The organism is Pseudomonas sp. GM74, from assembly GCF_000282455.1.
Taxonomy (GTDB): Bacteria; Pseudomonadota; Gammaproteobacteria; order Pseudomonadales; family Pseudomonadaceae; genus Aquipseudomonas.
Genome location: NZ_AKJG01000086.1, coordinates 1 through 15898 on the forward strand (window position 1 = coordinate 1; position 15898 = coordinate 15898).

13 protein-coding genes and 2 pseudogenes are annotated in these 15898 nt (G+C 61.0%); 8 read left to right on the forward strand and 7 right to left on the reverse strand.

The annotated features are described in order from the left end of the window. Positions 1–203 precede the first annotated feature (203 nt). The 4 genes from PMI34_RS28280 to PMI34_RS10670 form a co-directional block, all read right to left on the reverse strand. Positions 204–359, reverse strand: coding sequence for a DUF2474 domain-containing protein (locus tag PMI34_RS28280; RefSeq protein WP_008051210.1), 156 nt, complete (start codon positions 357–359; stop codon positions 204–206). Then, positions 346–1362 carry a cytochrome d ubiquinol oxidase subunit II gene (gene cydB, locus PMI34_RS10680; RefSeq protein WP_008051212.1) on the reverse strand — a complete coding sequence of 339 codons (1017 nt, stop codon included), beginning with the start codon at positions 1360–1362 and terminating at the stop codon, positions 346–348. The genes PMI34_RS28280 and cydB overlap by 14 nt, the downstream gene beginning before the upstream one ends. 17 nt (positions 1363–1379) lie before the next feature. Then, entirely contained in the window at positions 1380–2801 is a 1422-nt protein-coding gene (locus PMI34_RS10675) for a cytochrome ubiquinol oxidase subunit I (RefSeq protein ID WP_008051214.1), read from the reverse strand. 137 nt (positions 2802–2938) lie between these two features. Beyond that, a complete protein-coding gene (locus PMI34_RS10670; protein ID WP_008051216.1) occupies positions 2939–5263 on the reverse strand; it encodes an FdhF/YdeP family oxidoreductase in 2325 nt (774 codons plus the stop codon). Positions 5264–5680: 417 nt separating this feature from the next. Between PMI34_RS10670 and moaA the strand changes: the two genes are divergently transcribed. Together moaA and PMI34_RS10660 are read left to right on the forward strand one after the other, a co-directional pair. Next, positions 5681–6679 carry a GTP 3',8-cyclase MoaA gene (gene moaA, locus PMI34_RS10665; RefSeq protein WP_008051218.1) on the forward strand — a complete coding sequence of 333 codons (999 nt, stop codon included), beginning with the start codon at positions 5681–5683 and terminating at the stop codon, positions 6677–6679. Between the two features lie 5 nt (positions 6680–6684). Then, positions 6685–7584, forward strand: coding sequence for a bestrophin family protein (locus tag PMI34_RS10660; RefSeq protein WP_008051219.1), 900 nt, complete (start codon positions 6685–6687; stop codon positions 7582–7584). 163 nt (positions 7585–7747) lie between these two features. On the opposite strand, the gene PMI34_RS10655 is transcribed toward PMI34_RS10660, so the two are convergent. Then, positions 7748–8953: a molybdopterin molybdotransferase MoeA gene (locus PMI34_RS10655; RefSeq protein ID WP_008051221.1), complete on the reverse strand. Its 1206-nt coding sequence runs from the start codon at positions 8951–8953 to the stop codon at positions 7748–7750. Beyond that, positions 8950–9489: a molybdenum cofactor biosynthesis protein B gene (gene moaB, locus PMI34_RS10650; protein ID WP_008051222.1), complete on the reverse strand. Its 540-nt coding sequence runs from the start codon at positions 9487–9489 to the stop codon at positions 8950–8952. The genes PMI34_RS10655 and moaB overlap by 4 nt, the downstream gene beginning before the upstream one ends. Before the next feature lie 285 nt (positions 9490–9774). On the opposite strand from moaB, the gene PMI34_RS10645 reads away from it, so the two are divergent. The 6 genes and pseudogenes from PMI34_RS10645 to PMI34_RS10625 all read left to right on the forward strand — a co-directional run bounded on the left by PMI34_RS10645 (position 9775) and on the right by PMI34_RS10625 (position 14690). Then, positions 9775–10665, forward strand: coding sequence for a LysR family transcriptional regulator (locus PMI34_RS10645; protein ID WP_008051223.1), 891 nt, complete (start codon positions 9775–9777; stop codon positions 10663–10665). A 269-nt stretch (positions 10666–10934) separates the two neighbouring features. Next, a pseudogene (locus PMI34_RS28285) lies at positions 10935–11078 on the forward strand (cyclic pyranopterin monophosphate synthase MoaC); the annotation flags it as partial. After that, positions 11075–11326 (forward strand): molybdopterin converting factor subunit 1, encoded by a 252-nt coding sequence (gene moaD, locus PMI34_RS10635; protein ID WP_008051226.1) that lies wholly within the window; start codon positions 11075–11077, stop codon positions 11324–11326. The pseudogene PMI34_RS28285 and the gene moaD, both read left to right, overlap by 4 nt. 55 nt (positions 11327–11381) lie before the next feature. Further along, positions 11382–11549, forward strand: a pseudogene (locus PMI34_RS28290) (molybdenum cofactor biosynthesis protein MoaE); the annotation flags it as partial. A gap of 44 nt (positions 11550–11593) precedes the next feature. Then, complete coding sequence (gene chrA, locus PMI34_RS10630) at positions 11594–12952, forward strand: chromate efflux transporter (protein WP_008051227.1); 1359 nt, start codon at positions 11594–11596, stop codon at positions 12950–12952. A 454-nt stretch (positions 12953–13406) separates the two neighbouring features. Continuing rightward, positions 13407–14690 (forward strand): NAD(P)/FAD-dependent oxidoreductase, encoded by a 1284-nt coding sequence (locus PMI34_RS10625; protein WP_008051229.1) that lies wholly within the window; start codon positions 13407–13409, stop codon positions 14688–14690. A 177-nt stretch (positions 14691–14867) separates the two neighbouring features. Here the strand turns inward: PMI34_RS10625 and PMI34_RS10620 are convergent, their stop codons facing one another. Then, positions 14868–15650: a DeoR/GlpR family DNA-binding transcription regulator gene (locus tag PMI34_RS10620; protein ID WP_008051230.1), complete on the reverse strand. Its 783-nt coding sequence runs from the start codon at positions 15648–15650 to the stop codon at positions 14868–14870. Positions 15651–15898: the final 248 nt, after the last annotated feature.

A 15898-nucleotide genomic window follows, 5' to 3' on the forward strand; every position in this document is an offset into this window, starting at 1 on the left:
CTCTCTGACGTACCGCGAACTCTGATTTTACGACTGCTGCGCAGCCGGACGCAGGCTACGCCAGCTGCTACGGGTTGCGTTGTGGCTTAGCTGATCGGCATTAGCCTGCTGCGCGTTACAGCGGGACGGTGCGGCGATCCGACAAGCTTCCTCGCCACAGGTGATTCATCACTCCTGGTATTTCCATGTTTTTGCAAGGTGCGTCAGTGCGAACTCATCCCCGCCGCCTGCATCAACATCCGCAACGCCCCCGCCACCACCCCCAACGCAACCACACTGCCCAGCCAGATCAACACCAGCCACCCAAGGCGCTTGTACCAAGGTGCCGGTGCCGGTTCACGGGAATCAATGGTAGCCATCGCCAATCCTCACTTTGCCGCGGAACACGTAGTAGCTCCAGACCGTGTACATCAGGATGATCGGCAGGATGAACAGCGCCCCGATCAGGATGAACAGCTGGCTGGTCGGCGGTGACGCCGCCGCCCACAGGCTGATCGACGGCGGCACGATGTTCGGCCAGATACTGAACGCCAGGCCGATGTAACCCAGGAACACCAGCATCAGGGTGAAGGCGAACGGCCAATGGGTGTGGCGTTGGCGCAGGGTCTTGAGCAAGCCGAACATCGCCAGCAACGCCAGTACCGCAAGGCCACCGAACACCGCCAGGTGCGCATGGGCAAACCAGCGGGTGGCGATGTCCGGATGCAGGATCGGCGTCCACACACAGATCACGCCGATCACCGCCAACAGCAGCCAGGCCAGGGGCCGGGTGAACAGGCGCATCCGCGATTCGAGCATGCCTTCGGTCTTGACCAGCAACCAGGTGCTGCCGAGCAGCGCATAGGCGACGATCAGGCCGACACCGCAGAACAGCGGAAAGGGTGCCAGCCAGTCCAGCGAACCACCGGCGAACTGGCGGTCGACCACCGGAATGCCGGCAATGTAAGTGCCGATCACCACGCCCTGGGAGAAGGTCGCCAGCAGCGAACCGCCGATGAACGCCATGTCCCAGATGTGACGTTTTTCAGGGCTGGCCTTGAAACGGAACTCGAAGGCCACACCGCGAAAGATCAAGCCGCACAACATCAGGATCAGCGGCAGGTACAACGCTTCCAGAATCACCGAATAGGCCAGCGGGAACGCGCCGTACAGCGCCGCGCCACCCAGCACCAGCCAGGTCTCGTTACCGTCCCAGACCGGTGCCACGGTGTTCATCATCACATCACGTTCCTTCGCATCCGGGATCAGCGGAAACAGAATGCCCAACCCCAGGTCGAAGCCGTCCATGATCACGTACATCATCACGCCGAAGGCGATGATCACGCCCCAGATCAGCGATAAATCGATACCTTGAATACCCATGACTCAACTCCCTTCCTTCAATTGACGCGGGCGTCGGTTTCGAGGATTTCAGCGTCGGCAGACAACGGTCGGCGCGGTGTGATGACCTGATCAGAATGCCCCGCAGGCGCATGCTCGTGATGGGGCTTGGGCCCCTTGGCCACCAGTTTCATCATGTAGCCGATACCCACCGTGAACACCGAGAAATAGATCACCACGAACAGCGCCAGCGAAATGCTCAACTGCGCGACACTGTGGTTCGACGCGGCATCGGCGGTGCGCAGCAGCCCATACACCACCCACGGCTGGCGCCCGACTTCGGTGGTGATCCACCCGGCCAGCATGGCGATCAGGCCACTTGGCCCCATCCACAACATCAGGCGCAGGAACCAGCGATTGCGGTAGATGGCGCCGCTGCGGCGCAGGGCCAGGCCGAGCACGCCGGCCAGCACCATCAACATGCCGAGCCCGGCCATGACGCGGAAACTCCAGAAGACCACCGTCGCATTCGGCCGATCCTCCTTCGGGAAGCTCTTGAGCGCCGGGATTTGCTTGTCGAGGCTGTGGGTCAGGATCAGGCTGCCCAGGTACGGAATCTCGATGGCGTATCGGGTTTTCTCGGCCTGCATGTCCGGGATGCCGAACAGCACCAGCGGCGTGGCTTCGTTGCCATTGTTTTCCCAATGTCCTTCGATGGCTGCGATCTTCGCCGGTTGATGTTCCAGGGTGTTCAAGCCATGGGCGTCGCCGACCACTGCCTGGATCGGCGCGACAACCAAGGCCATCCACAACGCCATCGACAGCATCTTGCGCACTTGTTTGGTGTCGTTGCCGCGCAGCAAGTGCCACGCCGCCGACGAGCCTACAAAGAACGCCGTGGCCACGAACGCGGCGATCGCCATGTGCGCCAGGCGGAACGGGAACGACGGGTTGAACACGATGGCCAGCCAATCCAGCGGCATCACCCGACCGTCGACGATCTCAAAGCCCTGTGGCGTCTGCATCCAGCTGTTGGAGGCGAGAATCCAGAAGGTCGAAATCAGCGTGCCGATGGCGACCATGACCGTCGAGAAGAAGTGCAACCCGCGCCCTACCCGGTTCCAGCCGAACAGCATGACCCCGAGGAAACCGGCCTCGAGGAAGAACGCGGTGAGCACTTCATAGGTCAGCAAGGGCCCGGTGATGCTGCCGGCGAAATCGGAGAAGCGGCTCCAGTTGGTGCCGAACTCGTAGGCCATGACCAGCCCCGAGACCACGCCCATGCCGAAGTTGACGGCGAAGATCTTCGACCAGAAATGGTAGAGATCGCGGTAGGTGTCGTTGTGGGTCTTGAGCCAAAGCCCTTCGAGCACCGCCAGGAAACTGGCCAGCCCGATGGTGATGGCGGGAAAGATGATGTGGAACGAAACCGTGAACGCGAATTGCATGCGCGCCAGGTCCAGTGCCTCCAGGTTAAACATGTCGATATCCTCATCGCGGATTTAAAACTGTGGGAGCGAGCTTGCTCGCGATGAGGCCGGCACCTTCAACATCAATGGCGCCTGGCACCCTGCAATCGCGAGCAAGCTCGCTCCCACAAAGTCTTGAGTGATCGGCACTACGCAGCGGAGGTCGAAATCAGGCCGTTTGCCTTGGCCTGCTCCAGCCGGATGGCGACGAACTTGGAAGTCGGGGTGAAGGTGCGGTCACCGTAACTTTCCAGCGGCACCAGCGGATTGGTCTCCGGGTAGTACGCCGCCGCCTGACCGGCCGGAATGTCGTAGGCGATCAGGGTGAAACCGCTGACCCGACGCTCGTGCTCGTCGTCCCACAGCGCCACCAGGTCGACCTTCTGCCCCGGTTCGAAACCCAGCCGGCGAATGTCCTGCTCGTTGGCGAACACCACGTCGCGCATGCCGTAGACCCCGCGATAGCGGTCATCCAGGCCATAGAGCGTGGTGTTGTACTGATCGTGGGAGCGCATGGTCTGCAGAATCAGGTGCGGCTTGACCGCCAGGTTGCGCACGCCCTCGCTGATCAGGTGCTCCGGCAACACGCTCGGAGTGAATTGGGCTTTGCCACTGGCGGTTTTCCAGATGCGCCTGGCTGCGTCATTGGGCATGTGGAAACCGCCCGGATGCAGCAAGCGCCGGTTGAAGTCTTCGAAACCGGGAATGGTGTCGGCAATCATGTTGCGGATGCGGCCGTAGTCGCCGATGGCCCAGTTCCAATCGATCGGGTGCTTGCCCAGGGTCGCGGCGGCGATGCCGGCAATGATCGCAGGCTCCGAGCGCAGGTGTTTCGACTTCGGTTTCAGTTGGCCGTGGGAGATGTGGATCATGCTGAAAGTGTCTTCCACGGTGACGCCTTGCGGCCCTTCGGCCTGGATGTCGATGTCGGTGCGGCCCAGGCACGGCAGGATCAGCGCTTCACGACCGGTGACCAGATGGCTGCGGTTAAGCTTGGTGGCGATGTGCACGGTGAGGTCGCATTTGCGCAACGCGGCGTGGGTGCGCGGCGTGTCGGGGGTGGCCTGGGCGAAGTTGCCGCCCAGGGCGATAAACACTTTCGAACGCCCCTGCTCCATCGCGCCAATCGCCATCACGGTGTTGTGACCATGCTCGCGCGGCGGCTTGAAGGAGAAGCGTTTTTCCAGGGCATTGAGCAAATCAGTGGGTGCCAGCTCGTTGATGCCCATGGTGCGGTCGCCCTGCACGTTACTGTGACCGCGAACCGGCGACAGCCCCGCTCCGGGCCGGCCGACGTTGCCGCGCAGCAACATCAGGTTGATGACTTCCTGCAGCATCGGCACCGAGTGCGTGTGCTGGGTCAGGCCCATCGCCCAGCACATGATCACCCGTTTGGACCGGGCGTACATGCGGGCGGCGAGTTCGATGTCAGCCAAAGACATGCCTGACTGCTGCTCGATGTGCTCCCAACTGGTGGCGTCGACTTCCCCCAGGTAGGCCCCCATTCCCGAGGTGTGTTCGGCGATGAACGCATGGTCGAACACCGGCTCGCCGCCGCTGACCTGCGCTTCGCGCTCCCACTGCAGCAGGAACTTGACCATGCCGCGCATGACCGCCATGTCGCCGCCGAGTGCCGGGCGGAAGTACGCGGTGTTGGTGGGCTCGGAGCCGTTCATGAGCATTTCGATCGGGTGCTGTGGATGCTGGAAGCGCTCCAGTCCGCGCTCCTTGAGTGGGTTGATGCAGATCACCTGGGCTCCGCGCTTGACCGCTTCACGCAACGGTTCGAGCATCCGCGGGTGGTTGGTGCCGGGGTTCTGGCCGATGACGAAGATCGCATCGGCATGCTCCAGGTCGTCAAACACCACGGTGCCTTTGCCCACGCCGAGGCTTTCGATCATGCTCACCGCGCTGGCTTCGTGGCACATGTTCGAGCAGTCCGGGAAGTTGTTGGTGCCGTAGGCCCGGACGAACAGCTGATAGAGAAAGGCGGCCTCGTTGCTGGCCCGGCCCGAGGTGTAGAACTCGGCCTGATCCGGCGACTCCAGCGCATTGAGGTGCCGGGCGATCGTCGCGAACGCTTCGTCCCAGGTGGTTTCTACGTAACGGTCGGTGGCCTCGTCATAGCGCATCGGGTGGGTCAGGCGACCCTGATACTCCAGCCAGTAATCGCTCTGCTCGGCCAGCGCCGAGACGCTGTATTTGTTGAAGAACGCAGGGTCGACCAAACGCCCCGTGGCTTCCCAGTTAACCGCCTTGGCGCCGTTCTCGCAGAACTTGACCATGCCGCTTTCCGGCGACTCGCCCCAGGCACAACCGGGGCAGTCAAACCCGCCGTTCTGGTTGGTCTTGAGCATGGCGCGAATGTTCTTCAGCGCGTTTTCACTGCCCAGCCAGTTCTTGGTAACAGCGATCAGTGCACCCCAACCGGCGGCGGCACCTTTGTAGGGTTTGTAGCGGTCGACTTGAGACATGGTACTTCTCCGTGACCTGATTCAGGCCATTGATCGTTTGACGGAGAAAAGCATATGGACAGGGATTAATTATTGTCTAATCGCTATTTACGACCACATTATCGAAACGCTCTATCACTGTATTTTATCCTTGTTTATCAATACCTTGAACTCACTTACAGCCCTTCAAATCACAAAATAAAGTTCATCATCGACCCGCTCGATCACCCGGTTGTTAATAGTGATTGGACGCCCGTTAACGTTGCTCTTAGCCTGCGCTCAACAGATCCGTTAACAGCGCAATACTTGTAGGAGCGAGCCCTGCTCGCGATGGACTCAAGAACACCGCGTTTAGTCAGTAAGCACGCGTCATCGTTAACGATCATCGCGAGCAGGGCTCGCTCCTACAAAGTCCATCCAACACCAAGCGAGGGTGTCATGTCAGAACGAGTCCTGATCGATGGGTTTGCAAGGCGCGTGGACTATCTGCGGATGTCGGTCACCGACCGCTGCGATTTCCGTTGCGTGTATTGCATGGCCGAGGACATGCAGTTTCTGCCGCGCCAACGGGTGCTGACCCTGGAAGAGATTTATCAACTGGCACAAAGCTTCGTGGCGCTGGGCACCCGCAAGATCCGCCTGACCGGAGGCGAGCCGCTGATTCGTCCCGGCGTGGTGCAACTGTGCGAGAAGATCGCCGCCCTGCCCGGCCTGCGTGAACTGTGCATGACCACCAACGGTTCACAGCTGGCCAAACTGGCCGGGCCGTTGTTCAACGCCGGGGTCAAGCGCCTCAACATCAGCCTCGATTGCCTGGACCCGCAACGTTTTCGCGAACTGACCCGCACCGGTGACCTGGCGCAGGTCATCAAGGGCATCGACGCGGCCAACCAGGCGGGCTTTCGCAACACCAAGCTCAACTGCGTGGTGATGAAGGGCCGCAACGACCATGAGATCAATGATCTGGTGAGCTTCGCCATCGACCGCAACCTCGACATCTCCTTCATCGAGGAAATGCCGTTGGGCACCATCGACGAGCACAGCCGCGCCGAATCGTTTTTCGCAAGCGCCCAGGTCCGCGAACGCATCGCCGAACGCTACACTTTGATTGATTCCGCCGAGTCGACCCAGGGTCCGTCGCGCTACTGGCGCCTGGCCGAAGCGCCGCAGATTCGCCTGGGGTTCATCTCGCCCCACAGCCACAACTTCTGCGGCACCTGCAATCGGGTGCGGCTGACCGTGGAAGGACGCCTGCTGCTGTGCCTGGGCAATGAGCACTCGGTGGATCTCAAGGCTGTCTTGCGCAGCCACCCCGGACAGCCCGAGCGCCTGGAACAAGCCATTATCGAGGCGATGAAACTCAAGCCGTATCGGCACAACTTCGAAGTGAACGACGATATTCAGGTTGTTCGCTTCATGAACATGACGGGTGGCTGAAACCCATGATCGTGAGACCCAAACCCAACCTGATCGGCGTGCTGACGTCCCTCAAGGGTTCGATTGCCAAGCGCATTGCCTGGCGCAGCCTGATGGTGACATTGCTCGCCTCGGCCATCGTGCTCATCGAAACCCTGCATCCCAGCTACTTTTCCAAGGTCAGTGCCACGCCCTTCACGCTGTTGGGTTTGTCGCTGTCGATCTTCATGAGCTTTCGCAACAACGCCTGCTACGACCGTTGGTATGAAGCGCGCAAGGCGTGGGGCGATGTGATAGTCGAAGTCCGCTCGATGATTCGTGAAACCCTGGTGATCAAGGACGCCGCTGAACGCCACACGATCCTCAGCAACCTGTGCGGCTTCGCCCATGCCCTCAACGCGCGGCTGCGCCGGGAAAACGAACTGGCCGCCAGTGGCGACTGGCTGCACCCGATGCCCAAGGGCGACACCACCGACATCAGCGGGCAGATCCTGATGCAGGTCGGTCAGCAGTGCTCGACACTCAACGAGTCCGGAGCGATCAACGACTGGCGCTACACGCTCATGGCCAACCACCTGGCCGGCCTGACCCACGCCCAGGCGGTCTGTGAACGGATCAAGAACACCCCGCTGCCGTTCCCCTACACCTTGCTACTGCACCGTACCATCTACCTGTTCTGCATCCTCCTGCCGTTTGCCATGGCCGAACCCCTGGGCTGGCTGACACCGATTTTCACCGCGATTGTCAGCTACACCTTTTTCGGCCTGGACGCGATTGCCGACGAACTGGAAGACCCCTTCGGCCGCGATGAAAACGACCTGCCCACTGATGCCATCGTGCGCAACATCGAGCGTGATGTGCTGGCTGCGCTGGGTGTGACGCAATTGCCGCCACAGCTGGAGCCGGTGGATTTTGTGTTGAACTGACACTAAAGAAACACACAGATCCTGTGGGAGCGAGCTTGCTCGCGATAGCGGTGGGTCAGGCAACATCTCTATTGAATGTGCCGACCCCTTCGCGGGCAAGCCCGCTCCCACAGGGATTGTGGCCGGCCGTGGGATTGGCGTTCACTGACGATCAAAACTGTATTCAGAACAGTTCGTTGAAGGGTATGAACCGCGTTGTGTCGCCCACTTCCAGGGTGCAGCCCTCCGGCACTTCCACCAGTCCATCGGCCCATGATGCACCCAGCAACACGCCTGAGCTCTGGTTCGGATACAACACCGCTCGACCGGCTTCGAGTTTCGCCCGCAGGTACTCGCGGCGGCTGCCGGGTTTGGGCCAGGCAAAGCCGACACTCACCGGGAAGCTCAAGGGCTCGACGTCTTCGACGCCCTGGATCCGCAACAGATAAACCCGGGCCAACAGGCCAAAAGTGACCAATGCCGAAGTCGGATTGCCCGGCAGGCCAATTACCGGCACGCGGCCGAAGTGGCCCACGGTCAATGGTTTGCCGGGTTTGATCGAGAGTTTCCACAACAACGGCTTGCCGCACTCGCGCAGCACCTGGCCGAGGCAATCGGCGTCTCCGGCGGACACGCCACCCGTGCTGAGCATCAGGTCTGCCCTGTGTTGCAACTGTTCGAGCTTGAGCCGCGTCTGCCGTGGCTCGTCGGGGAGAATGCCGGCCTCGATGACCTCGCAACCCAACGCACTCAACCAATGGCTCAACAAGGTGCGGTTGCTGTTGTAGATGCTGCCGGGTTTGAGTGGCGTGCCCGGCTCGACCAGTTCATCGCCGGTGGACAACAACGCCACCCGTGGTCGCCGCACGACCCGCACATGGGTGCGGCCCTGCGCCGCCGCGACCGCCAGTTCGAATGGGCCGAGGCGCTTGCCGGCGCGCAGCAGCACATCGCCGAGGCGGTTCTCCTGACCTTGCGGGCGGATGTTGCTGCCGGCGCGCAGGGGCTGCTTGAAGCGGATGCGTCCATCATCCAGTACCTCGGTGTTCTCCTGCATCTCCACGCAGTTGGCCCCCGGCGGAACCGGAGCGCCGGTGAAGATGCGCGCGCAGGTTCCCGGTGCCAGGGCTTCGGGAGCCTGACCGGCAAACACCTGCTGCGACACGGCCAGCGGTTCCCCGCCCCAATCGTCGACATTCAGGGCGTAGCCGTCCATGGCGCTGTTGGGCCACGGCGGCAGATCGAGGGTCGCCAGCAGGTCATTGGCCAATACCCGTTGCCGCGCGGCATTGAGCGGCACGGCTTCGCTGTCTTCAATCCACTGCGTCTCGGCCATTGTCAGTAAACGGTCGATAGCCTCCTCTACCGGCATCAAGGGTGAAGCGCTCATCCGCGCGTCCCGCAGGCTTGCACAGGCTTGAGGTGCGGTACGAAATTGCACGGTCGGTGGCGCGCGTCGAGCTGCTCGGCAAGGATGCCTTCCCACGCGGTGCGGCAGGCGCCCGTGGAACCCGGCAGGCAGCAGACCAGCGTGCCATTGGCCAGCCCGGCCAGCGCCCGGCTCTGCACCGTCGAGGTGCCGATGTCGAGGATCGAAATCGCCCGGAACAGCTCACCGAAGCCATCGATCGACTTATCCAGCAAACAGGCCACGGCCTCGGGTGTGCTGTCGCGACCGGTGAACCCGGTGCCGCCCGTGATCAGCACCACCTGGATGCCGTCGTCGGCAATCCAGTTCGCCACCTGCGCGCGGATTTTGTACAGGTCGTCCTTGAGCAGGTTGCGCTCGCTGAGGGTGTGGCCGGCTTCCAGCAAGCGACTGACGAGTAATTGGCCGGAGGTGTCATTGGCATATTCACGGGTATCGCTAACGGTCAGCACGGCAATATTCAAAGGGATAAACAATGCATCCGGTTTGACGCTCATGGAGTTCTCCGGCAGATAAAAGTTAAATGACTTCCGGAGACTAATTCGATAAATAAAGCCGTGTCTAATCACTCTAATCAACCAGACTATCGAGCCAATCTATCAATATAAAAAGACCAGAAACAACATTAACGATAGAGCCCGTCGATAACCCCTTAGATAGCAGTGATTGGACGCACGCCGAAGACAATGAGATCGTCTCGGCTCACGATTCCTGCCTCGCCTTGTGTCTTGCACACCTGAGTCAATACTTAACCCTTCACTCCCCCGCCAGCAGGTGCCGTCATGGACATCAAACAACTCAAGTTCCTGATCGCCCTGGAGCAGACCCGCCACTTCGGCCAGGCGGCCGCGCGCTGCCACATCACCCAGCCCACGCTGTCAATGCGCCTGCGCAACCTGGAGGATGAACTGGACCTGGTGCTGGTCACCCGGGGCCAGCGCTTCGAGGGTTTTACCGAGGCCGGCGAACGCGTGCTGGCGTGGGCCAGGACCCTGCTGGCCGCCCACGACGGGCTGTTCGCCGAGGCCGCCGCGTGCCGGGGCCAACTCGTCGGCAACTTGCGCCTGGGGCTGGTGCCACTCAGCAGCTTCAATCCGGTCACCTACATCCAGGGCCTGTCCCGCAGTTTTCCGGAGCTCAAGTACAGCCTGTCGTCACTGAGTTCCGACCAGATCATCGAGGGTCTTGGCAACAATCAGCTGGACCTGGGCGTGTGCTACCTCGATCACGTCAACCCGAGCTATTTCGAGTTTTTCGAGATCGGCGAGACCCGCGTCGGCCTGCTGTACGACACCCGTCACTTCCATTTCGACGGCACGCAAATGAGCTGGGAAGACGCCGCCGAACTGCCGCTGGGGATGCTCAGTAACGGCATGCACTACCGCAAGTCCATCGACCTGAGCTTTCGCAGCCGCGGGCTGGACCCGCAGCCGATCCTCGAAAGCGATTCGACCTACCAGTTGCTACAGGCGATTCACGAAGGTTTCTGCTGCGCGATCATGCCGCTGGACAGTGGCCTGGAAGAGCCCATCGAGCACCTGTCGTTCATCGAATTGCCGGATGCCAGCGTGCTCGCGCCCCTGGGCCTGGTGATGCGCAAGACCGAACCGCGCTCGGCCATTGCCGAGAAGTGTTTCGCCGAAGCACGAACGTTATTCAGCCGGGCCCACTGATCAAGTTGCGGTTTTATATAAAACCGCACCGGACATGTTTGCCCAGCATGATAGACATCACCAATCGGCACATCGGAACAAGCGATTGGACGCTTATAAAAGTTACCCGTAGCCTGAACTTAATTCAGCGCTTCGAGGTTCTTTTCATGTTGTGCAAAGTTGAACAAGCCGGTAGTCGAAGCGACACTAACGCCACCGCGCCAAAACCGCTGAATGTGAACTTTCGCGAGTACGACAATGCCGCGTCAGTTCGTCAGGCGACGCCCACCGCCCTGACCGCCGTCAGCGTAGCGGCGTTGACCCTCTACGACATGTGCAAGGCGGTGGACCGCGGCATGGTCATCGACGACATCCGTCTGCTGAGTAAACAAGGTGGCCGTTCCGGTCATTTCAAGCTCGAGGACGCACAATGATCCTGATCAATTACTTCGCCCGTTACCGCGAACAGCTCAACCTGGGCGGCGAAAAACTGCCCCTGACCGACAACCTCAAGACCATCGAGGACGTGCGCCGACTGCTGATGGCTCGCGGTGAACTGTGGAGCCATGTGCTCGGTGAAAACAACCTGATGTGTGCGCTGAACCAGGAGCTGTGCCATCCGGACCGAGTGATCGAGGACTATGACGAGATCGCCTTTTTTCCACCGGTCACCGGGGGTTGAGTCATGGCGGTTCGGGTCCAGCGTGAAGTGTTCGACGTCGACCGCTTGATCGACAGCCTGTGCGTTCATCATGGACTACCTGAAAACCGACGCGCCGTTCTGGAAACGCGAAGACGTGGCGTGTGGCACTCGCTGGGTGGATGCCCGTGACAGCGACCGCTCAGCCGTCGAGCGCTGGGCAGATACGCAGCATCAGGCTGCTATACAGCGCGCGCCGGCGTAGCTACAGTCATCGGCTCAACGCTTTTCTACACAAGGAATTTCCGCTTGAGCCCCACGCCCTCCCCGATCACCCAACAGGACGTGCCACAGCCCCGGTCCATCAGCCTGCGCGAAGCCTTCCTGTTCTGGCTCAAGCTTGGCTTTATCAGTTTCGGCGGGCCGGCCGGGCAGATTTCAATCATGCATCAGGAGCTGGTCGAACGCCGGCGCTGGATCTCCGAGCGGCGCTTTCTGCATGCCCTCAACTATTGCATGTTGCTGCCCGGGCCCGAGGCACAGCAGTTGGCGACCTACATCGGCTGGCTGATGCATCGGACCTGGGGCGGTGTGATCGCAGGTGTGCTGTTTGTATTGCCGTCGCTGTTCATCCTGATCGCGCTGTCCTGGGTGTACATCGCCTTCGGCGAAGTGCCCGTGGTCGCCGGATTGTTCTACGGGATCAAGCCGGCGGTCACGGCAATCGTGGTGCAGGCGGCTCACCGGATCGGCTCGCGGGCGCTGAAGAACGGCTGGTTATGGGGTATCGCCGCCGCGTCCTTTGTGGCCATCTTCGTGCTCAACGTGCCGTTCCCGCTGATCGTGCTCGGCGCGGCGGTCATCGGCTTTTTCGGCGGACGCCTGGCACCGGAAAAATTCAGGACCGGTGGCCACAGCGCGGCGAAAAAGTCTTTCGGCCCGGCCGTGATCGACGATGACACCCCAACCCCCGAACACGCTCGTTTCAGCAGCTGGAAACTGGCGCGCCTGGCCGTGATCGGTGCGATCTTGTGGACACTGCCCATGGCCATGCTCACCGCACTGTTCGGCTGGGAAGGCACGCTGACCCAGATGGCCTGGTTCTTCACCAAGGCCGCGCTGCTGACCTTTGGCGGCGCCTACGCGGTGCTGCCGTATGTCTACCAGGGCGCGGTCGGTCACTACGCATGGCTGACGCCGACGCAGATGATCGACGGCCTGGCGCTCGGTGAAACCACGCCGGGTCCGTTGATCATGGTCGTCGCCTTCGTCGGGTTCATCGGCGCCTACGTGCTTCAGGTCTTCGGGCCGGATCAAGCGTTTGTCGCCGGTGCCGTGGCCGCCACGCTGGTGACCTGGTTCACCTTCCTGCCCTCGTTCCTGTTCATCCTTGCCGGCGGACCGCTGGTGGAATCGACACACAACGAACTCAAGTTCACCGCGCCGCTGACAGCCATTACGGCCGCCGTGGTGGGCGTGATTCTCAATCTGGCCTGTTTCTTTGGCTACCACGTACTGTGGCCCAACGGCTTCGAAGGAGCACTGGACTGGCCTTCGCTGCTGATCGCCATGGTGGCGGGCGTTGCCTTGCTTCGGTTCAAGCGCGGGGTGATCGAGGTGTTGATCGGTTGCGGGTTGATCGGCCTTGTCGTGCACCTGATGTTCTGAATCAAACATTTACACGCGCCCCAATCCTCCCTAGTATCCAGCCATCCCCGGATGGCTTGTGCTACTTGCCACCGACGATTTGCCCCGCCGGAAACCTGCGCCATGCGTACTTTGCCGTCACTGCTGAAAATTTCGATCCAGGCCACCTCGCTGCTGGCCGCGGACGGCATTGCATGAAGCGCATCGTCAACCTGCCCATGGCCCTGCGCCGCTCCAAACTGCGTTACTCCGCACGTCCGCCGGATAGCGCCCTGCTCGCCTGATCGGCGAGCACCCTTCTTTCATCCTGCTCAGCCATACACAGAACCTGTGGGAGCGGGCTTGCTTGCGAAGAGGCCCGCACATTCAGCATTTGTGGTGACTGACACTCCGCCTTCGCGAGCAAGCCCGCTCCCACAAGAACTGCGCTCGCCTGACCGGCATTGGTATCTCCCCATTCTGCCTGGACACCGACATGACTCAACGTTGCAATTCCTACTACACCGCCACCCTCAACCAGGACACCGATTACCCGACGCTGCAAGGCCGGCACAAGGTTGACGTGGTGATCATCGGCGGCGGATTCACCGGCGTGGCCACCGCCGTCGAGCTGGCGGAAAAAGGCCTGAAGGTGGCAATCGTCGAAAGCCACAAGATCGGCTGGGGCGCCACCGGGCGCAACGGCGGCCAGGTCACCGGCAGCCTGTCGGGCGACGAGGCCATGCGCAAACAGATGCGCCGCAGCATTGGTGATGAAGTCGACGATTTCATCTGGAACCTGCGCTGGCGCGGGCACCAGATCATTCGGCAGCGCGTGGAAAAGTACGGCATCGCCTGCGACCTCAAGCACGGCCACCTGCACGCGGCGTACAAACCCGCGCACATGCTCGGCTTACGCAAGGATTACGACGAGGCAGTGCACCGTGGCATGGGCGACGAGGTCAGTCTGCTCGACCGCAGCCAGGTGCGCGACCTGCTGCAAAGCGACCTCTACCACGGCGCGATCAAGAACACCCGCAACATGCACCTGCATCCGTTGAACCTGTGCATCGGCGAAGCCCGCGCTGCCGAAAGCCTCGGTGCGTTGATCTTCGAGAACAGCGAAGTGCTGGAGATCATCCATGGAGACACGCCTGGTGTACGCACCGCCCACGGGCAGATCGACGCCAACCAGGTACTGCTGGCCGGCGACGTCTACCACAAGCTGGAACCGGGCAAGCTCAAGGGCAAGATTTTCCCGGCCATGGGCGGCATCGTCACCACCGCGCCCCTGGGCGATCTGGCCAGGCAGATCAACCCCGAAGACCTGGCGGTCTACGACTGCCGCTTCGTGCTCGATTACTACCGCCTCACCGCTGACGGTCGCCTGCTGTTCGGTGGCGGCGCCAACTACAGCGGCAAGAATTCACGGGACATCGCCGCCGAGCTGCGCCCGTGCATCGAGCAGACGTTCCCGGCGCTCAAAGGCGTGGCCATCGACTACCAGTGGAGTTGCGCGATGGGCATCGTGATCAACCGCATCCCGCAACTGGGCAAGCTGTCGGACAACGTCTGGTACTGCCAGGGCTACTCCGGCCACGGCATCGCCACCACCCACATCATGGGTGAAATCATGGGCCGGGCGATCACAGGACAACTGGAACAGTTCGACACCTTCGCCGCCTGCCAGCACATCCGCGTGCCCATGGGCGACCTGTTGGGCAACCCGATGCTTGCCGCCGGGATGTGGTACTACCAGATGCTTGAGAGATTGCGCTGAGCCATTGGCTGCACAATCCGGCATTGATGTTGTTTGTACCGGCCTCTTCGCGGGCAAGCCCGCTCCCACAGGGATTTATGTCGACCACAAATTTCGAGGCCGACAAGTAACCCTTGTGGGAGCGGGCTTGCCCGCGAAGAGGCCGGAACAGTCAATACATCTACCAACAAAAAATGCTCAGGCCTGCACCACCTCGATCCCCAGCGCCCGATAGTCCTCGACATTGCCTGACGCCACATGCTGTTCGGTGATCAGCGTGTGCACACGGTTGCACGGCGCGACGACAAAAGGCTCCACCGCCCCAAGTTTGTCCGCCGTGGTAACGGCAATCACATGGGATGCACAGTCGAGCATCGCCTGCTTCACCGGCACTTCATCAAAGTGCAGTGAGCTCAAGCCCACCTGCGGGTGAATCGCGCAGACCCCGGTAAACAGCAGATCGGCCTTGATCCCCGCCAGCAGCCGCAGGGTTTCGTGGCCGCTGGCCGACATCGTCGCCGGGTTGAGCTGGCCGCCCGCCAGAATCACCTTGATGCCTTTGTATTCGGACAAGGTAATGGCCGTCATCGGTGACGCGGTGATCGCGGTAATGGCGATCTGCGGCGGCAGCGAACGCGCGATCTGCAAGGTGGTGGTGCCGGAATCGAACACCACGATCTGACCGTCCCGCACCCGTTGCGCGGCCAGTTGCGCCAGATGGGTTTTCACCTCGTCGGTTTCGCTGATCCGGGTGAAATAGTCCTTGCCGGTGTCTTTGGGCCGCGGCAGCGCCCCGCCGTGTACCCGCTGCACCAGGCCGACACTGGCCAGCTCCGCCAGATCCCGGCGGATGGTGTCTTCGGACACCGCGAAATGCTGGCTCAACTCCGAGGCCATGACCTTGCCGTCACGTTCGAGGATCAACAGGATTTTTTGCCGGCGCACTGACGGAAGTTCGGCAGCGGAATAGTTGTCGTGCATGTTTTTGCCAGTTTATGCATGTAATTGCGTGTTACACGAGAGTATCCGCAACCCGGAGCAAAAACAACGAACCGGCCAGGTATCATTTTTTTCGATCTTTCAAATCATTACGCCGAATTTTTTATTTTCCCGTGACCTGTTCAAGATAGCGCCGTCACTCATGTTTCGAATGGAAACCTCATGAATATCAATTTTGCTTTTGCCTGCATGATCGTGGTCTCGTTCACCATTGCGCTGGTACACGCCTG